This is a genomic window from Exiguobacterium indicum HHS 31 (genome assembly GCF_001939065.1).
Classification (GTDB): domain Bacteria; phylum Bacillota; class Bacilli; order Exiguobacteriales; family Exiguobacteriaceae; genus Exiguobacterium_A; species Exiguobacterium_A indicum.
Map to the genome: position 1 here is coordinate 25520 of NZ_MPSZ01000006.1, position 19584 is coordinate 45103.

16 protein-coding genes and 2 pseudogenes are annotated in these 19584 nt (G+C 46.6%); 6 read left to right on the forward strand and 12 right to left on the reverse strand.

Annotated features, from left to right (window positions below; translation table 11 throughout):
• Positions 1-115 precede the first annotated feature (115 nt).
• The 5 genes from uhpT to N179_RS13005 all read right to left on the reverse strand — a co-directional run bounded on the left by uhpT (position 116) and on the right by N179_RS13005 (position 5472).
• The gene (gene uhpT / locus N179_RS12985) at positions 116-1525 is read right to left on the reverse strand and encodes a hexose-6-phosphate:phosphate antiporter (RefSeq protein ID WP_023469436.1); all 1410 of its coding nucleotides are present in this window, start codon (positions 1523-1525) and stop codon (positions 116-118) included.
• Positions 1526-1560: 35 nt separating this feature from the next.
• Entirely contained in the window at positions 1561-2550 is a 990-nt protein-coding gene (locus tag N179_RS12990) for an ABC transporter substrate-binding protein (protein WP_058713026.1), read from the reverse strand.
• Positions 2547-3323 carry a DUF3919 family protein gene (locus N179_RS12995; RefSeq protein WP_075642997.1) on the reverse strand — a complete coding sequence of 259 codons (777 nt, stop codon included), beginning with the start codon at positions 3321-3323 and terminating at the stop codon, positions 2547-2549. The genes N179_RS12990 and N179_RS12995 overlap by 4 nt, the downstream gene beginning before the upstream one ends.
• 95 nt (positions 3324-3418) lie before the next feature.
• Positions 3419-4804: a HAMP domain-containing sensor histidine kinase gene (locus N179_RS13000; protein ID WP_158024764.1), complete on the reverse strand. Its 1386-nt coding sequence runs from the start codon at positions 4802-4804 to the stop codon at positions 3419-3421.
• On the reverse strand, positions 4801-5472 hold the full coding sequence (locus N179_RS13005; protein WP_075642999.1) for a response regulator transcription factor: 672 nt from the start codon (positions 5470-5472) through the stop codon (positions 4801-4803). The genes N179_RS13000 and N179_RS13005 overlap by 4 nt, the downstream gene beginning before the upstream one ends.
• A gap of 268 nt (positions 5473-5740) precedes the next feature.
• Here N179_RS13005 and N179_RS13010 point away from each other — a divergent pair, with 268 nt between their 5' ends.
• Both N179_RS13010 and N179_RS13015 read left to right on the forward strand, forming a co-directional pair.
• A complete protein-coding gene (locus N179_RS13010) occupies positions 5741-8071 on the forward strand; it encodes a bifunctional diguanylate cyclase/phosphodiesterase (RefSeq protein WP_244150239.1) in 2331 nt (776 codons plus the stop codon).
• Between the two features lie 206 nt (positions 8072-8277).
• A pseudogene (locus N179_RS13015) lies at positions 8278-8466 on the forward strand (helix-turn-helix domain-containing protein); the annotation flags it as partial.
• A gap of 33 nt (positions 8467-8499) precedes the next feature.
• Here the strand turns inward: N179_RS13015 and N179_RS13020 are convergent.
• The gene (locus N179_RS13020; protein WP_075643001.1) at positions 8500-9246 is read right to left on the reverse strand and encodes a creatininase family protein; all 747 of its coding nucleotides are present in this window, start codon (positions 9244-9246) and stop codon (positions 8500-8502) included.
• 418 nt (positions 9247-9664) lie between these two features.
• Positions 9665-9907, reverse strand: a complete 243-nt coding sequence (locus tag N179_RS17285; RefSeq protein ID WP_083639947.1) for a TIR domain-containing protein — start codon at positions 9905-9907, stop codon at positions 9665-9667.
• On the opposite strand from N179_RS17285, the pseudogene N179_RS17165 reads away from it, so the two are divergent.
• Positions 9819-10017 (forward strand): annotated as a pseudogene (locus N179_RS17165) (IS30 family transposase); the annotation flags it as partial. The gene N179_RS17285 and the pseudogene N179_RS17165 overlap by 89 nt on opposite strands.
• 20 nt (positions 10018-10037) lie before the next feature.
• Here N179_RS17165 and N179_RS13030 read toward each other — a convergent pair.
• From N179_RS13030 to N179_RS13040, 3 genes are all read right to left on the reverse strand, one after another.
• Positions 10038-10550, reverse strand: coding sequence for a hypothetical protein (locus tag N179_RS13030; protein ID WP_143404478.1), 513 nt, complete (start codon positions 10548-10550; stop codon positions 10038-10040).
• Positions 10551-10793: 243 nt separating this feature from the next.
• Positions 10794-11354, reverse strand: coding sequence for a hypothetical protein (locus N179_RS13035; protein ID WP_023469449.1), 561 nt, complete (start codon positions 11352-11354; stop codon positions 10794-10796).
• Positions 11355-11429: 75 nt separating this feature from the next.
• Positions 11430-13145 (reverse strand): hypothetical protein, encoded by a 1716-nt coding sequence (locus N179_RS13040; RefSeq protein WP_075643004.1) that lies wholly within the window; start codon positions 13143-13145, stop codon positions 11430-11432.
• Between the two features lie 328 nt (positions 13146-13473).
• Between N179_RS13040 and N179_RS13045 the strand changes: the two genes are divergently transcribed.
• Both N179_RS13045 and N179_RS13050 read left to right on the forward strand, forming a co-directional pair.
• A complete protein-coding gene (locus N179_RS13045) occupies positions 13474-13908 on the forward strand; it encodes a sigma factor (RefSeq protein WP_023469451.1) in 435 nt (144 codons plus the stop codon).
• Positions 13905-14738 carry a tyrosine-type recombinase/integrase gene (locus tag N179_RS13050; RefSeq protein ID WP_075643005.1) on the forward strand — a complete coding sequence of 278 codons (834 nt, stop codon included), beginning with the start codon at positions 13905-13907 and terminating at the stop codon, positions 14736-14738. The genes N179_RS13045 and N179_RS13050 overlap by 4 nt, the downstream gene beginning before the upstream one ends.
• Here the strand turns inward: N179_RS13050 and N179_RS13055 are convergent.
• Together N179_RS13055 and N179_RS13060 are read right to left on the reverse strand one after the other, a co-directional pair.
• On the reverse strand, positions 14719-15537 hold the full coding sequence (locus N179_RS13055) for a tyrosine-type recombinase/integrase (protein WP_075643006.1): 819 nt from the start codon (positions 15535-15537) through the stop codon (positions 14719-14721). The genes N179_RS13050 and N179_RS13055 overlap by 20 nt on opposite strands.
• 107 nt (positions 15538-15644) lie before the next feature.
• Positions 15645-16328 (reverse strand): hypothetical protein, encoded by a 684-nt coding sequence (locus N179_RS13060; RefSeq protein ID WP_244150240.1) that lies wholly within the window; start codon positions 16326-16328, stop codon positions 15645-15647.
• Positions 16329-16833: 505 nt separating this feature from the next.
• Here N179_RS13060 and N179_RS13065 point away from each other — a divergent pair.
• The gene (locus tag N179_RS13065) at positions 16834-19482 is read left to right on the forward strand and encodes an immunoglobulin-like domain-containing protein (RefSeq protein WP_075643007.1); all 2649 of its coding nucleotides are present in this window, start codon (positions 16834-16836) and stop codon (positions 19480-19482) included.
• Positions 19483-19584: the final 102 nt, after the last annotated feature.

The window sequence follows — 19584 nt, forward strand, 5'->3', positions numbered from 1 at the left end:
GCGACAAAACATGCACAAAAGATATTTTTTTATATAAGAACGTCATCCAAAGTTTTTGGACCTTAAATATGAGCAACAAAAAACAGCCCCTTTTTAATCAAGAGGCTGTCCATATTCATGAACTTAGTTTGTCCGCTTGGCGTTCCAGCAGTCCGAGGCGGCGAATTTTTTTCTCCTCGACGACGGCGACAATGGCGAGGGCGATCAAACCGAACAGTAACGCAGCATTAAAGATGACAAACGTGTCACTCCAACCGTGCAACGTAACGGAACCGATCGTTAGACCATTCGTTTCCGGATCAGCGATTTTTGCGAGACCGACTTTTGCGATCGAATCACCGAACAAGTAACCGAACGTTCCGACCATCCCGTTCGTGACCGTCGTCGCTTGTTTTGGTGCAAAGCTGATGACCGAGACACCGATCAAGAGCTGCGGACCGTAGATGAGCGCACCGAGTGCGAACAATGACGCATAAATCATGAGTTCACTCGTACCGTAACGATAACCGAGGACCGCGACGGCCGTCAGCAAAAGACAGATCGCGGCAACGAGCGCCCGGCGTCCTTTGAGTAAATCGGACACGTAACCCCAAATCATACTGCCGCATAACGCACCGATTTCAAAGAAGAAGATCGTATTAACGGCACTCTCCGTGCTGAAGTGCAGATGTTCTGTAACATAGAGCGGCGCCCAGTTATCAATCCCGATTCGGACGATGTAGACGAAGACGTTCGCGATACAGAGCGTCCAAATCCAGGGGTTCGAGATGACGTACGTTTTAAAGATTTGCCATTTCGTCATGCTTTCTGCAGCGATATTTTCCGGTTCGATCGGTTCCTCGAAGATCTCTTCACTCCGATTCCACCCGAGTTCCTCCGGATCATCCTTCCCGATGAACAGACCGACGATCCCGATGACGAGCGCGATCGCAGCTGGGAAGATGAACATCCCGACGACACTGCCGTTAAAGAAGACGTTCGCTCCCCAAAGGGCGAGACCCCCGGCAATCGCTCCACCGATGTTGTGCGAAACGTTCCAGAAACCGAGGTAACGCCCACGTTTTTCAAACGGTGTCCAACGAGCAATCGTCGAATACGACGACGGTCCCCCAACCGATTGGAAGAACCCACTGAGTCCCCATAAAACCATCAAGAGACCGACTGGACTTCCACCAGCACTCATCAACAGTCCCATCGCGGTGACAATTAGAGAAGATAAGATCAATAAGAACGAGATGACACGTTTCGTGTTTTTCCCGTCAACGAAATAACCGAGTAACGTTTTCCCGATTCCGTATGTAATCGAGAAGGCAAAGCCGATATATCCGAGTTCCGTCGTCGTAAAGCCGAGTTCCTCTTTCAAGAGCGGTTGCGCTGCCTTGAAGTTGTTCCGGATGAGATACATCGCCATGTATGAGAAGAAGACGACTAAAAATGCCTTTAAGAATTGTTGTAACCATTGTTTCCGTTGTACTTCGATTGGTATGCCGGCATTCGGCAATTTTTTGATGCTGAAGAAGCCCATCTTCCATTTCCCCTATCTGAATCAGAGTCTTCGCATCATTTGTCCTGGAGCTGATTGAATCGGCGGAGATAGTCCCGGTAATCGGCGACGATATCCTGTCCGACGTTTTGCTGGATCGGTTGTGTTTTCGCGATCGCATAGGTCGGCGTACCAAACGAGACTTTCCGCAAGATGGCCTGACCGTCTGCTGAAAGCACGAAACGCATGAAGGCGTTCGCCTGCTTTTGTTGCGTCCGTCCTTTCAGCTTTGAAATCGCGTTGATCGAGTACGTATCGAGTGGGACGCTTTTGACCGGATAATACTTTTCGCGCAGCGATTGTTGATCCCCGATGAAATTGACCCCAAGCATCGCTTCCCCACTGGCGACATACGACGTCGGTGCAAAGCCGTTCGCCGTGAATAGTCGCGTTCGCTCGATTAGCTGGCGTAAGACCTCTTCTGCCTTCGTTCCGTATCCGTCAAAGACCGCTTGCAGGATCGTCGCACCGGTACCAGAATGATTCGGATCCGGCAAAATCAACTCGTCCTGATACCGCTTTGCCGTCAAGTCAGCGAGCGTCTTCGGATACGGTGCCGCCCCGAACCGCTCGTTCCAAACGTCTGTATTAATGACGATCGCTAAGCGTTCGACTTCATAGCCGATCCAGTAGCGATCCGGATCCTGCAGTTCTGCTTGATCCATGTCGCTTGGGAACGGTGTCGACAAGCCGCGTTGTTTGAGCGTCTGGTGGGCATCCCACGTTCCGCCGATGATGACGTCGGCACGCGGGTGATCCGCTTCCTTCGTCACACGCCGGACGAGTTCTTCTGTCGAGAGACGCACGAACTCATACGTACAACCCGCCTGCTCACAATATGACGACAGCAAGGCGCGACCGATATCCTCTTTCGCGGAGACATACGCCGTCAAATGCGGAACGGTTTCCCGTGCAGCCGTTCCCTGCTTCGTCTGTTCATTGTTGCGGACGATCCAAATGCTCATGAGACAAATGATACTCAGCAAGAAGAGCATTCCTTTTCTCATCGATCCGCCTCCTTCCCGGTCGGCAGGAGTTGTCCTTTTAAATAGAAAGTGTTTCCATTGTCATCATCCATGTACTGAACGCTGAACAATGTCTCGTACACGGTGATATTCAGCAGATTGGCACGCGTATTCTGCTCATTCATGAACCGTTGAAGCTTGAGAATGCGCGGCTGCCGCTGACTCGCATCAAGTGCCTGACCGACTTCTTCGTAGTCCGTCATCGGCTCTGCTTGCGCCAGGCGACGCTTGACGTCTTCACGCTCGCGTGCGGTTAGAGTACGCGACCGTCCCGCTGCATACCATGTCACGACTTCCGCCTCAGCAAACTGACGCGCGAGCTGTTCCGGTTCGTGGTAGGCGTTTAAGAACCGTGCTTTTAATGTCGTCGTCTGGGTGCTAGGACGTTTTGCGACACATTGTCCATTCAGTGTCATGCTTTCCCCGAGCGAGAACGTCCACGTCGTTCCGTTCAAGAAACGAAGCGTCCCGTTAAATGTCGCAGGATCTGCTGGACAGGTCCCGTTTGTCACCGTCTTCATTTGCTTCAATAGCGTCGTGATGCGCTGGACTTCCGTTCCGTCTTCTACCGTCTGCTCCCCCCATGCCCGGTGACGTAACGTCAACTCGGTCGGGAGCGAGTCATCGGAAGCATTCAGTCGTTTCGGTTCATCGAGGACATGTAAGCGTCCGAAGACCGTCTGCTGAAGCAAAAGAAGACCGAGGGCAAACAAGACCCCCATCAGGAAGAGATAGGCGATGGTCGATGCTTTCATGATTCCTCTCCTTGCTTGATTCTTAGATTACGGGGTAATTGTTTCGTAAATCCGGTCGAATTGTTTCGTAAATGTATCATTTGTAAGCGATTACATCACGTTTGGTCGGCTAATCGGAATGTAAGTGTGATACGTGTACCGCTCGCATCACTTTCCAGTGCAAAATCACCGCCTTGTTCCTGCATCAAACGCCGACAAAGCGGTAGACCGAGTCCATTCCCGCTCGCCGTCGTCAGACTATGTTGCTCATCCTTCCATTCGGTCAGGACGGCTGGATCCATACCAATTCCGTCATCTGTCATGAGAAGTTGTAAGCTCGTGTCCGTACTGACTACTGCGAACGTCACCGTCATCGCGTCACTGTATTTGACGGCATTCTCGAGAAGATTTAACAAGACTTGTTTCGTCTGATCCGGTTGTCCGAGCACGTAAATAGGCGGAACATCCTGTTCGACTTGAATCCCTTGTCCGTCAAGTCGCAGTTGCATGATGAATAAGGCGTCTGCGAGCAAAGCATCGAGTGCGAACATCGTCGACGTCGCGTGGCGTTCGTTGCGCTGTTGTTTCGCCTGTTCGAGATTATGCGAGACGAGTCGTAATAAGCGCTGGCTCTCGACTTCGATGTAGTGGTAACAGTGTGTCGCTTCGTCTGGCGGCAGCTTCGGAATTAACTCGACGTAGCCCATGATCGCCGTCATCGGTGTTCGAAGTTCATGGGTGATGTGATCAATGAATGTCTGTTGGTCGTTTCGTTGTTGTTCCAGTTGTCCGATGTTGTGCTGAATCGCGTCAGCAAGCGTCGAAAAGTCCGCTGCCAGTCGATTCAGTTCTTCGTATGGATAGGCTGGAAGTGCGTTTGCATAATGCCCCTTCGTCAAGGCATGCGAGACGCTACGTAAATCGTCGATTGGTCCAATTAACGTCTTCGCCATCCGCCGCGCTGTCCAAACGGCAATCACAATCAACATCAGAAACACACCGGTAAAGACATAGGTAAATTGTCGAAGCAGTTCCGCTTCCGTCCGGAGATCGACGAGAAAGCGGACGGAACCGATGACGTCTGTCTCACCATACAGCGGGCTCGAGAAGAATAGCACAGGAACATCGGTCTCTTTGAGGAACAGATAACTCGATTTTCCTTTTAAGGCTTGATCAATGTCCCCTGCGAGAAGCGGTAATTGATCGCGCTCCGAATCGGCGAGTAGTTCCGCATTCGGTCCGAACAGTTGGACGCGCGCGTCAAACCGGTCTGCTAAGTATGAAGCAATCGGGACAGCCGTATCGGCGAGCGAGTCCGTCTCTTCGCTCGCGAGATAGTTCGTCGTATAGAGTTCTGCTTCCCGACTCAGTTTTTGGACAGACTCGACAGCGTTCTCATAGAGGTTCGATTGGATGAAGGCATAAAGAATCAAGAAGAGAACGAGCAGTGCCGGAACGAGGAGCAAAACGAAGTTTTCCGTGATGACTTGACGTAGCTTCATGCGTCGACCCATTTGTAGCCGACACCGTAAATCGTCTTGATCCGCTCCCCTTGCACTCCGAGTTTCTTCCGTAAGCGCTGGACCATAATATCGACGGCACGGGTCTGACCGGAGAAGTCAAAGCCCCAGACCTGTTCGAGCAGTTCGTCACGCTCGAAGACCCGTTTCGGATGGGTCAGGAAGAGTGCGAGCAACGCATACTCTCGGTACGTCAGCGGCAACGGTTGACCGTCGAGACGGATGACGCGTTCTTCCGGATCAACCGATAAGAAGGGATCCGTCACGACAGGCATGGGTGGTGCGACCGTCTTTACACGTTTCAACAGATTTTTCACACGTAAGACGAGTTCCGTTCCATTAAACGGTTTCGTCATGTAGTCATCCGCTCCGAGCTGCAGCCCGATGATCTTATCGTTCATTTGATCACGTGCTGTCAGCATCAAGATTGGTAAATCAGGTGTCGTCTTCCGCAGCTTGGGAATCAAATCGAAGCCGGTCGTATCCGGGAGCATCAAATCAAGGACGATCAAATCAAAGGTTTGTGTCTCTTGCAATGCGAGTGCCGTTGCCCCGTCCGCTGCCGTCTCGACCGTCTGACCATCGAGCTCAAGTTGTAGTTTGACGAGATGCCGGATGCTCGCCTCATCATCAATAACAAGAATATGCATAGGAATTCCTTCTTTCTAGACAATCTTTTCTGTTCCCTAGCGTATCATGGAATCGTTTACACGGTCAGCTCACTTTCATCATAACTATAAATATGCTTTGGATAATCAACGTCTCATCACCTGTATGATTGCTTGATAAAACCTCATAAGTTTGATACTTTTTTATACATTTTTAGAACATGTATACGATCTCTCAAAAAAGGGTATCTAGATTACACCTTTATAATTCGATTAATCATTCCACTCTGTCGAGGTGACTTCGTCCATCATGCCAACCCACACGATGCATTCTCATACCGACTTTTTACTTATCACGTTGTCTTATCTCATTGCAGCGACATCCGCTTACATCGCGATCGAGCTCGCTGGTCGCGTCAAAACGGCAACTAATCGTTCAAAACATATTTGGCTGATTGCCGGTGGATCGATTTTAGGTCTTGGCATCTGGTCGATGCACTTCGTCGCGATGCTTGGACACGGCACCTTGAAGGATGCGACCTATTCATTCCCGCTCGTCTTTCTGTCCGTCATCATCGCGGTGATTGGATGTATTTTAGGATTTTATCTTGTCTCACGCCAGATGTCCCGTGAGTCATTCGTCCTCGGTGGCTTTTTAATGGGAAGTGCGATCGCGGGGATGCATTATGTCGGGATTGCGGCTTTGCAAGGAATGACGCTTCAATATCACCTAGGATATGTCTTGCTATCGATTTTGATTGCGATTATCGCATCTTGGACTGCGCTCTGGATTGGCTTTTTCTCTCGATATGCGAAGCAACAGATGATGATTCAGACAAAAGTTTTCTTTGCCTTTATCATGGGAATTGCAATTTTCGGAATGCATCACGTCGGTATGCTTGGTTTAAAATTCCGTATGATTCCATCGTTCACGAGTGATCGAGTGATCGAACCGACAATGCTTTTGACTCTTGTTTCGGTTGTCACTCTGTTTTTGTTCATCGTCTTCTTCGCTTCTGTTTTATTTGATCTCCAGCTACGCAAGCGGGATCTCGTCCAAGCGACGATTCTTGAATCAACCGAAGACGGTGTCGTAACGACGAATCCCGACGGAACAATTCAATATGCAAATTCACTATTCTATCAGTTCTTTCCTGAGCGTCATTTGTACTTAACGGAACATAGTGCTGCTCTATGTCTTGATGTTCCGGATCATACGCGTCAGATACTACACGTCGACGAATGTATTCTTGAAGTCGTCAATCATCCGCTCAAGGGAGAGAACTTGAATCAGACGCTTTGGTTCTTCCGAAACATTACGGATCAAGTATCATCTCAGCGTCAGCTCGAGTATCTCGCCTTTCACGATCGGTTGACGGATTTACCGAATCGAAACATAGTCTCCCTGTTCATTGAAGAACAAATCAAACAAGCGATTCCGATTTCATGTCTGGCACTCAGTGTAGATCGCTGGCGTTTCCTCAGTGACATGCTCGGACATCAAGGTGTAGAGAGCCTATTACTTCAGATTGCAGAACGATTGCAATCGGTGATTCATGAAAAAGATGTCCTAGCGCGACTCGATTCGTCCGAATTTCTCGTCATCCTCAGCGACGAACGGAGTCAACTCGCGACACAGAAAGCCGAGAAATGTTACGCCGCCTTATCGCAACCGTTTGATATTGATGGAACGGTCATCACGCTTACAATGCGAGCTGGCATTAGCCATTACCCGGAAGACACGACAATCGCACAAGAGTTGATCGAGTATGCAAAACTAGCACTGCACGCTTCGTTCAATGAAGCACAACATACGATTAAGGAGTTCAAGATTGAGAATCGAAATGATATTTTACGAACCGTACAGATTGAAAAATTCATGACTGAAGCACTTGAAACAGAAGCGTTCGAGCTCGTCTATCAACCGAAAATCATGGTGGCTTCGGAACAAATGATAGGTGTTGAAGTTTTAGCACGTTGGACGCACGATGAACTTGGCTTCGTCTCCCCAGCAGAATTCATTCCGGTCGCTGAAAATACTGGAGCGATTCACGCCCTTGGTGACTGGGTGTTACGGACTGCCTGCCTGCGCTGGGTGGCGTGGCAAGACGTCATGCCTGAGTCGTTCTCGATTGCCGTCAATGTCTCACCGCTTCAGTTCGCAAGCCAAAAGTTCCTGAAGCGTGTTGAGATAATCCTTGCTGAGACAGGGATGAACCCAGCCTACCTCGAGCTCGAAATTACGGAGTCTGCCGCCTTATCGTATGAGACAGCAATTTACGAAAAATTAGCTCGACTGCAACAACTTGGGATTCGCGTCTCATTAGACGACTTCGGTACCGGTTATTCTTCTTTTAAACAGCTTCGCTCATTGCCAATTCAGTTATTAAAGATTGATCGTTCTTTCATCAGTTCCTTGTTTGAAGAGACGAACCAGCAAGCAATCGTCCAATCGATGATTCAACTGGGACATAATCTTGATATCGAGGTCTTGATTGAAGGAGTGGAAACAGCTGAACAAGCTGACTGGCTTGCTCGAGAGGGCTGTGACTATTTCCAAGGCTATTATTTTAGTCGCCCATTAAAAGAAGAAGATTTATTTCAATATGTAAGAATGCTTCGATCGAATGGAAGTGCATGACTACATTTTTGATTTTCGAAGTTACATTAGAATAGCCATGATTCTTATGAATCAATAGTCAGTACTCATTCACGCAGCAAGTAGAACATCTTTATTCGTAGACGAATTGTAATATTGAGTGTAACACCTAGCTGAAAACACAAAAAAACTCATAACGACCTCGTGTAGAATCGAGTTACCACCCAAATTTTAACAGAGGATTCGTTATGAGCTATGTTCATCTTACAATATCAGAAAGAGTCAAAATAGAAGCTTATCTAGAGATTGGATTTTCAATGCGAAAGATCGCTCAATCTCTTAGACGACAGCCGTCTACGATCTCACGTGAGCTAAAACAGAATCCTTCCTACAATGCGATCAACGTTCCTCAGTACGCCAGCAAACGAAGTGCATGCGTAAACACCGAAACCGAAGTGCGGTAGCAATCTTCAATTCATTTTTTTTAGATATGCTTCTTCGAGAATATCTTTCAAGTTTTCACCTCTTTTAGAAATAAAGGAAGTCCAAAATTTTTCTCCAATTTCAGCTAGTTGATTTGGAGAGTATGTTTCTTTATCGAACTTACCCCAGCAACCATCTTCGGTTAATTTATCCCAAAACATATAGTCAGCAAATTTTCTGTTTTCTAGAGGCACATCAGAGCCCATAGATTCCAGCTTAACTAATTCCGGACATAGCCACATTGCAGCACAAACAGATAATAACCCTGCGTGCATCTCATTATGGCCTTCTAAATTTACTTCTTCTAACGCTTCTTCCCACGCTAAATAACGATATGTAGTAATTACAAGTAGTTCTGGATATTTGTAGTTCATGTGTTTAACGAATGAAGATTCCCAATATGCACCTCCGTGTCCATTACAAAGGACAAACTTTTTGAATCCTTGTCTGTTTAAATTAATTATTATTTCTTCTAGCATTGTTGTTAAAACTGTTGGACTTACTGTAATAGTACCTTTGCAATTGGCATGTTCTTCTGAAGTATTAAATGGAATAGTTGGTAACACATAAGCGTTTAATACTTCTCCATAGTGTTCAGCATATTTTTCTGCGATCAATGTATCTAAATGCATTGGCAAGTATGGTCCAAATTGTTCGGTCGCTCCAACTGATAAAATAGCAATATCTGTTCCACTGTCACTCACTTCTGTTGTTGAATTTTTAAAACTTAACATAAGTACCCCCGTTGATGATTTTTATAAAAGTCTTATTTAGAAAGACTGAATAAATCGACTATACCACCAAAAAACCATTTATTGTTAATTCGATGCCATACAAATAGTATGGTGTTCTTACATATCTGAATAAAAAATTATCATTCTTTCGTGACATGACAATTTCTCGCAATGTTACAGTTGCTGCAGAATTAAGCACGAAAAAAAACGGTCGATCCCGACCGTTTTCACAAACTTTATCTGATTGACTTTTAGTCAATTTCGTTACCTGATTCTTCTAACTCGTTTGCAATTTTGTATTTCCCTGCTCCTGATTCATCATATTCTTTTTAGATAACCCCTGATAGGTTATTAGGGAGATCTACGTCCCCTTTTTTTATGCCACCACATCCTCGATACCAAGTTTTGTTACAAAATATCAATGTTCAAAAATGACATTTTGTCGTGCATATGGTCTTTCTTCTTGGACACTTATAGCTCTTCCTAAATCACATGGACTGTATAAAATAATAGCAAATCTTACATCTGAGTGAATGGAAAATTTACTTATAATTGTTTGACCTCTATCTGATTCTTCATGGCAACTTGGCAGCAGCGAGAATACCAATAGTCTTCTCCGTGAGTTTTTCCCAAAGGGAACCAACTTCGGAATGAACAACAAGACAGAATTAAATCACGCACTTTCTAGAATCAACAATCGACCAAGAAAGTGTTTGTATTGGAAAACTGTATACGAAGTCTTTTTCCGAAGAAGTGTTGCGCTTAATTTGACAAACCGTCGTAAAAACGATTCAACTCAGCTGTAACAAGGCTTCGATGTCTTGATTCATCCCTTTGTACAACTCATGAATTGAAGTGACGATTTCATCGTTGCTTGAAAAGGAGTCTTCAATGATTTGATTCGTATTATAGGAGTTCGCTTGAAGATGATTTTTGAATGCAATCAGATACGATCGCTGCTTTTCATTAAAATAATCTGGTTGATATCTGACGTGATGTCCTATGCTTTTCACTAAACCGTTCATGTCATTCAATAATTGTAGTATATCCGCTTTACGTACATCTTTCTCATTTAATGCAGAAGAAGCGAGGACGTTCTCCACCTGCGCCTTTATTTTTTCATTGTACTCTTCATCTTCCGACAGAGTCGGAACGTGTGAAGACAACTTTTGAAGGTTGTTATGATAACGACTCGTTGTTTGGTCCGAATCCACTTCAACTTTTTTGTTGATGCTGAGAGTGCTATACGGATACATGTAACGAATGGCTATGGCAACAACAAACAGTACGATGATCGCAATCACCATATTCCTCATCATATTCTTTTTCAAAATTTGCACCATCCTTTTTGATATAACTGATAGATTATTCAAAAATATACCATTATTTCACCACTTTATAAAGCTAACCATATTAATTATTTAAGAAACTATTCCTTCAAGAAATAAGTCTCTTTTCACCTCGTTCACTACAAAAAAAGCTACCAGACACCATCGATAGATGGCATCCAGTAGACTGATGACGTGTTCTATATTGTGTATTTTCCTTCATCGATCCGTCGCTGAAACACCAAATGCGCGGACATAGCCTTTAGTATCGTAGTCAAACCAAAGTAAGGCTTTTTTACTTACATTGTAATAGTACGTACCCTTTTGTTCGAATCGGAGATATTCTTCTTTTTTAATTTGAAAGCTCATCTTTGCTGGGACTTCATCCTTTTGTAGCGTTTCGTGTTGACTCGGTTTCCCGAGCGCCTGTTTGACCTCACTCAGCTTGATTTTACGGTCGTTGAGCTGCGGTAACGTCATCAAGACTCCGACATGCTCCGGGTACTTCGTACTAAACCGAAAATCGGAATACAGATACGTTCCTTTCAACTTCCCGAAGACACAACAATCGGTCTGATCGACCCCATAGCTGGCGTCCTTTCCTTTAATCGTGAAACGATCATACAGCTTCGCCTTTGCATCAAGCAAGGTTCCTTTTTCTGCTGCTGCGAATTGTTTCTTCAAGTACGCGGCATTCGACATCGTTTTCGCATCAACCGTCATTGGAACAAGTAATACAAGCACTAGTAGTAGTGCCATACATCCTTTCATCCATTTCATTCGATGTTCCTCCTTTGTCGTGGATTACCGTTACCCTAACACAACTCCTTCATTTTTCCAAATCCATCCATCTGTTTAATTCACATGAATCAACCGTGCCGTTCCTTTCGCGTCAAAGGCGAACTGGCACGTCACTTGTCCGATCCTATATTCGTAGACGCTTCGGATCGCGTACGTCGCGCGCGTCGTTTTGCCTTCGACGACGCGTTGCGAGTAGGACGTCGCATACGTTTCCTTGAACGTTGGTTTCCCGAACACGGCACTGACTTCTGCTTTCGTCAGCGTCCGTTTCTCAAGCGATGGTGCGAGCGTGACGAGATCAATCCGATCGATTTGACTGCCGAAGCGCGGATAACGGGCTACAAAATGACGACCTTTCCACTTTCCGTTGAGAACCTTTTCTCCTGTTTGAACGAGGCTACCGGACGTACCTGTCCACGAGACATAACTAGCTCCGACGCGTGGTGACCCTTCAAACCCTTGCTTCTCTTGCATCGCCTGCTTTTGACGTTTCAACCAACTGCTGTCGGAGACAGTCGAGAGCTTCGGTAACGGGATGACTTTTCCTTTGAGTGTCGCAGTGTAGCCTCCGTAGGATGCTCGTAACGTGTAGGCTCCCGCTTTTTTCCCGTATAGTTTTCCGGACGAGACGCTCGCGATCGTTGGTTGATCCGAGACCCACTTCACTTTTGCCGCGACTTGTTTTTTCTTGCCGTCCACTTGCGTGACATTGAGAAGAAGCGGCTCGGGTGATCCGACCTTCACTTCTTTGAAGGAAGACGGAATCGAAAGCGCAACCGGTCGCTCGACTAACAGGCGACCATCGTACATGTTCGTCCGCTCACCACCATCGGCATTCGCGATGAGGTAGCGGGCGCCTTTCGTCATGCCGAGCACCGACGAGTAACTGACGGAATCATCCCGATCCAGTGACGTTTCGATCCGGTGACCGTTTTTCTCGAACAAGGAGAAGTAACCGTCCCGTCCCGTATACAAGGCACCGATGAACTTCCCACTCTCATCGACCGCGATATCTTTATACGTTCCGGTCATCCCCGTAATGAACTGCGAGGAGGTGCTTTCCTTGAATTGATGCGCTCCATCATAGACATACAGACGGCGGTCATTCGCCTTCGCGAGTACGAGTGTGCCCTCGCGTCCCATCTCATAGGCGGCGTAGCCGGATGGATGCGTGAGACGTTTTGCGAGCGTTCCGTCTTTCTCGTAGACATCAACGCTTGTCGCGCGGATGATCGCTAAATAAGCAGTCGACGTCCGAATCGCTTTTGCCCCTGTCGTCTCCTGGACAGAACGGACGATTGCTGTATCTAAATCGTAAACGGCCGTCTGCTCGCCCCCCTCTTGTTTCGCACTCACAGCAAGGAGATGTGAGTCTGGGAAGAAGCGAGCACGAGTGAACGACTGGAGCGTTCCTGCAGGTGTCTTGATCTGATCGATGACGTGTAGTACGTTCCCTGTCGCATCACGTACCTCAAGCACTTGATCCTTCACAAAGACGAATCGTTGTTGATCGTCCGATACCGTGAAGTCTTGTATCGGTGCTCCCTCTTCAGTTGACAGTACCTGTAAGTCACGCGCTTGCTCGAAATCGAAGAGTCGTGGTGCTTCATACGTCCCCCAGCGCCAGACACGCGACTCATCCGGTACGACTTGAAAAGCGGATGACGGAGTGAGTGACGTGACGAACGGGATTTTGACTTCTGCCGACGAATGGATCGACGTTGCAGAATACAATACGGTCGCAGCAAGACCGACGATCAATTTTTTCATATGTGGTTTCTCCTTTTTTATTAGCGTCTTATTCATAAGTATAATGAAATTCTCAACATTTCCCTTCTTTTCCCAAAAATAAAACTTTTTCCGAACACGTTCGAGGATAAGTAGAGTTATCCGATACAGCCGTCTGATTTCATGCGGTTTTTCTCGATTAAAGAAGAGGATTTTTTCTGTATTTAAGGGTGAACGCATCGTAAAAGATGAGAAAACCGTTGGCACGATTCAAAAAAGTGACGTTGAAAGCCGAGGATAACTCTACTTATACTGAAACTACCGCGGAATACATAGCAGATATGCATATCTCGTCAAAGGACTCCCTCCGATGAATGAACTTCTTCGCAACTGGCTCCCCCTGATTAACTCTCTTCTCTCTCGCCTGTCAATCCACCCAAATGAACAAGATGAATGCCGGCAAGCTGCCTTGCTCCGACTCTGGAAATCGATCGAGGACGGGAAGACGTTGACCGTCACCTTCGTTCGGATTCGCGCGAAAGGCGCGATGCTCGATTACCTGGCGACCCGTAACCGGACGCTTGCGACCGAAGTCGTCTCCGACGCGTTACCGGAACGCCCGCGTACCCCGCACCTGTCGTTCACCTACCTGATGAATGAACTCAAGCGAGACTTATCGGCGACGGAGTTCACGTTTCTCGAGTCCTTGATGAACGGGACCGAAGAGACGCTCGGATATTCGCACGCCCGACTCCGGTCCTTGAAATCCGAACTCCGCAAGAAAGTCGAGTATTTACTCGGATGATGGCGTTCTATGAAGAACGATTATTAACGTTGATCAAACAAGGACCCTACAGTCCATTGACGAAAAAAGCTTACCGCAGCGACGTCCGTCATCTGTGTCGCAACGTGACCCGAATCGATGTTCCTTCGATGCAACGGTACGGCACCTTACTGCGAACGTCGTATGCTTCGACGACTGTCGCCCGTCGTCTCCACGCCCTGTCGACACTGTTCGACCAACTCGTTACTGAACGCTCGTTAACGCATAATCCACTTGTTCAAATCAAGCGATCTCCTCCGGTCGCCAAACGCCGTCCACATTTTTCGTATGATGAGGTCCGATCCGTCCTCGAACGGATTACGGACGAGACCATCTACGCGTTCTGCTTTTTACTGCTCCATACGGGACTTCGTTTCGCCGAGGCACATGCTTTACGTTTGACGGATATCGATTGGGACACCAAGCAACTATTCATTCGTCACGGAAAAGGAGGACGCATGCGTCACCTGCCGTTACATGACGAATTGCATCGCGTCTTATTGCGTTATCTTGAGACGATATCCGTCCCTTCGCAGGAATTGTTTTCAACGGAGACGGGTCGTCGCTTCCCGACGGAACGGATTCGGTCGACGTTACGCGAAGCGAGTCTAACCCAGCTCGGTCGGATTCTCCGCCCGCATGATCTTCGGGTGACCTTTGCGACCACGCTCTACCACGAACATGAGACAGACGTATTGACGATCATGCGTCTACTCGGTCACCGGGACGTCCGGACGACCCAACACTATATCCTTCCTTCTAGCGATATCGATCGTGCCTCGGTCAACCGACTCAAGCCGACAACGTATTGAGGATCTCTCGGATTCGATTCGTACGACTCCGGATATAGCCGACGGTCGTCGTCGGATGCGCATGACCGAGTAAGCGCTGAATCTCAACGATCGTACAGCCTCCTTCATGATGCAGATAGGTCGCATATGCGATCCGGAGCGCATGCGGGCGGAGCGGTGCACCGATCAAGCGCAAGGCTGCGTCACGGAGAACGAGACGTGCCGTCTGTTCATGCAGATGGCGTCCGGTCACGGACTGAAACAGGATGCCCTCTTTGCGTTCACCGAGGAAATGCAGGAGACGGTGCGACAGCATCATCCCGATCGGAATCGTCCGCAGGCGGCGTCCCTTACCGTAGCGGACGAATAGCGTATGCGTCTTGAAATCGATATCTGTAACGGATAACAGGCGTGCTTCGGTGAAGCGGAGACCGGTTTGGCAAATCACTTCGAAAAACAAACGGTACACCGGATCTTTGATGCTCCGGACGATCGACAGTCCTTCTTGTAAATCATAGTAGGTCTCGTCGGGAAAACGTTGATGCGTGATCGGTGACACGTCATGCAGTGGATTCCGTTGCAACCTCCCGGCTCGGACAAGCACATTCCCGAGTGAGCGCAAGGCATGGAACCGCCGCAGGATCGTCGACGGCTGATAATTCAGACGCATCTGATCGAAGTAATGCTGGAGCGACGCGATCGACCACGAGACACCGGCACGTTCCATATGCCGGACGTCACTACGGTAGGCTTTGATCGTCGGTTTTGCGAACGTCGGGTGTGAGATGAGATATTCGTGCAAGTACTCGTCGTGTTGCATGGGAATTCCTCCTTCAGCCAAGTAGTTTCATCTGCTCAATTGCATCAGTTTCTGACCTGCTTAGACAACAGGAGTCCATCTTTTGCTAGATGGACTCCTGTATGTATTCATAGTGACATATGATCTGCGACGCGATACGTTTTTTTCTTATAGTCGTAACTCATGAGGACCATCTTCCGTCCACCCGTCGAAGTCGGGAAAACATACGTCTTATAAGATGACTTCTCTGCACCGATCGCAGCGAGTTCCGCTTTCGATTGAATCGACGACCAATCTGTCGCCTCGAGTCCAGTCCATTCCCCAAGACCTGTCCCAGAAAGAATCGCATCGAGTTGCTTCGCAGTCATTCCTTCTTTAACCTTTGCACCCTTTGCCAGCTTACGTGTACTTTCACGTGCGGCAGATTTTGTATTTTCACGATAGATATCAAACGATTTTCCAGTCAACCGATAGACAGAACTGTTCTTTTTCGTCTTGAAGATGAGTGACGTATCGCTATCTCCGTTCTTGCCATTCGTGAAGTAGTAGAACTTCGTTTTTTGACCGTACGAGATTTCCGTCGACTCGGCTTGTTTCTTCAAGACCGTACTGCCACTCTTCTTCACCAGTTGTTTTTTGTAATCTTTACCGTATAAGACTTTTGCTACTTCCGTCATCGTCATACCGGTCTTTAAGTTCGTGTACTGCGTCGTGTACTTCGTTTCCTCTTTAGTAGCAGCCGATGCACTTCCAGCACATCCTGTCGCGCCTGCGATCATTGCTGCAAGTACCGTTGTTGTCATGCGTTTCATTCGATCATCCTCTTTCTTTTGTTCATTCCATGAATGCATCATTCATACCTCATCTCATTATAATGGATTTAATGGTTTTTTCTATCTATTTTTCCTTTTTAGTTTTTATTTTTACATTTTTATTCAATTTTTATCGTTTTTTCATGACCTTCATTTCGAAATAATACTCAATTTATACACTGGACGACCGAATTTAGTACTTTTTGAAAATAAAAGAAACAAGTATGTCATATATTTGAAAATTAGACCAAAATTACTATTCGTTGAAACTTTATGAGTATATGTTCCTTAAATTGTTGAATATTAATTACATGTTATAAACTAACCTATACCAATGATTCAGGTCAATTGACCTATATTAGATGCCTAATAAATACCATTTAATATAATTATGTTAAAAATATTACATATTTTCCATAATAAAAGGGTAATTTTACTTTATACACCTGAGATGCACGTTCATCCATGCACACTTTAGTCTATTGATTTAGAGGAGGTTGTATTGATGAAAAAAGGGTTGGCAATTGTTCTGAGTCTTCTTCTCATTCTGTCCTATGGGTTGACCCCATTGGGTGCTTCTGCCGCTTCTTCGAGTAGCGTCAAGACCGTCTACTCACCGAAGTATCTTGTCCATTACGGTGGCGTGAAGTATGCCAAGAAGAAATTGACGTATCCAAAATCCGTCAAGGTCAAGCTCACGAATGGGAAGTACGCGTATCGTTCCGTCAAATGGAGTAAGGTCAGCTTTGATAAGAAGTACATCGGAAAGAAACAGAAGATCAAGGGGGATGTCTACGGTACATCAAAAAATGCGTACTGGTATGTCAAAGTCAAAAACTATCCAGCGAAGGTACTTGCTCCGAATGTCATGACCGTCGGAAAGAATCAACCAGCGAACTTGCCGACACGTCTTTCAACGATTTTCGAGGGTGGACAACGCTACTCGTATCCGCTCAAATGGAGTAAGGTCTCAACAGCTTCATTCGGTACGAAAAATCTGACGTATTCGACAGTCGGACGCAACCTCGAAATCTACGGGGCTGCCAAGCTGAAAGTATCCGATGTCGTTCAGTCGATGCAGAAGTACTATCTCGTCTCGTACGGGAAAAAAATCCGGGCAACCGGCAAAATTCTCTATGAAGCAAAAGGTATGAAGAGCTACCTCGTCATTACGGATAAAAAGACAGGTGAGAGCACGAAGATGTATCTCAAGCTCGACAAAAAAGGACACTACTACGTGACAAGTCAGGAACTCGCTCCAGGAGACTACACGGTCTATATCCTGTCGGGTTCAAAAAAGACGAAATCCGTCACGATTACGATCAAAAAACCGATCACAGAACCAACAGATGAACAAAAACGAGAATTGCTCCAAAAATTACTTCTCGTCATTAACGTCTCGAATCCCCTCTTGAGTGACATTGAATTCCCAGAAGTCGATGGTGTCTCGTTTACGGTCGATTCAGACAACCCAGTCGTCTCAAGTAGCGGAAAAGTCATGCGCGGTGCGACCGATCAAACGGTCAATCTGAAGATTAAAGCGACGTTCGGTGGCGTGACAGAAAGTAAATCGTTCTCGAACATCCTCGTTCCACGAAAAGACTTGTCGGATGAAGAGTTGATTGACTTCACGCTTGAGAACTTCACAATCGCTAATCCGCTAAAAACGAATATCACATTGCCAACAGCTGAAGGAATCTCGTTCTCGCTGATTTCGTCGAATGAAGCCGTCGTCTCAAGCAACGGAATCGTCAAACGTGGACTAGAAGATAAACAAGTCGATTTGACGCTACGTGCGACGAAAGGCAGCCTGACGAAAACGAAGAGCTTCCCGAACATCCTCGTCCCGAAAGTCGACAATGCGACAGATAGCCTGTTGCAGGATTATCTTGATAAACTCGATATCAAGAGTCCAGTGACGAAAAACATCGTCCTTCCAGCGCTTCCAGGTGCTACAGTATCCATCACATCGACTAAACCTAACGTCATCTCAAACACAGGTGTCGTCACACGCGGCATGACGGATCAAACGGTCTCGATCGTCGTCTCGGTCACAAAAGACGGTATCACAAAATCACGTGACTTCTGGAACTTGACGGTTCCAAAACAAGATGCAACGACAGATGAATTACTTGATCTTTACTTGTCTGGTTTGACAATTAGTAGTCCGTTGACTACGAACTTGTCGCTCACTCCACCAGCTGGTGTAAACTTATCAATCAGTGCGTCAGACCCAAATATTTTATCGAGCACAGGTATTCTGACTCCACCAGATGTCGATAAGACGATTTCTGTGACAGTTAACGTCTCTAAAGACGGCATTACGAAATCACGAACGTTTACGAATATTCTTGTGCCAATCAGTCTTTCAGCAGAACTAGATGCTGCGCTGAATGCAATCAATCTGAACCTGTTGAATTTAACAGGTAACGTCAATTTACCAAGTAGTTCAAAAGGCATTGCGGTTCAATGGACTTCAAATAATCCGGAAGTCATCTCGAGTGACGGAGTCGTAAAAGGGGCATTGAACTTACAAAACTTCACACTCAAAGCAAGCGTCACAAAAGGTGGTATCACGAAAACGAAAACGTTCGCAGGAACAGTCGCAGCGAATCTTGGACTATCGTTTAAAAACGATATCGCCAAAATCAAATCGAGCGTCGGTACGCTGAACGTTGGCTACAACCTCAACCTTCCGACTTCACTGAATGGCTCAGCGGTTACTTGGACTTCAAGTGCACCATCGCTATTAAGTAGTACAGGCGTCATCTTGAACGACTCTAGTTCAACGCCATTTACACTGACAGCGACATCTGGAGGGACGTCAGAAACGTTGAATCTCGCTATCCAACGCCCTTCTGGTGGTTTGTTAAGTGGCGTCGTTGATTTACTTGGGAATGTATTAAACCCTGTCGTCAACACTTTAGCTAGCGGTCAAGGAACAGCAACACTTCCGAAAAGTTACGGTGGTCTTCTTGGTATTGGAGCACGTGATATTACGAATTGGAGTAGTTCACACCCAGATCTCGTGACGATTCAAGGTTATAACTTAACTGTAAAACGTGACGATTTTGACCATCTCATCGTGCTCTACGCAGACTATGAGGGTCTCGACAAACCCGTTCCGGTTATTGTCAAAATTCCTAAACGTTAATTTTCAAATCTGTTTTTCTGAATTTCATATGCGATGAACCTAGATTTCCTATCAGGTTCATCGCATATTTTTCTACTTTCTTTTATCTACATACAACATGGG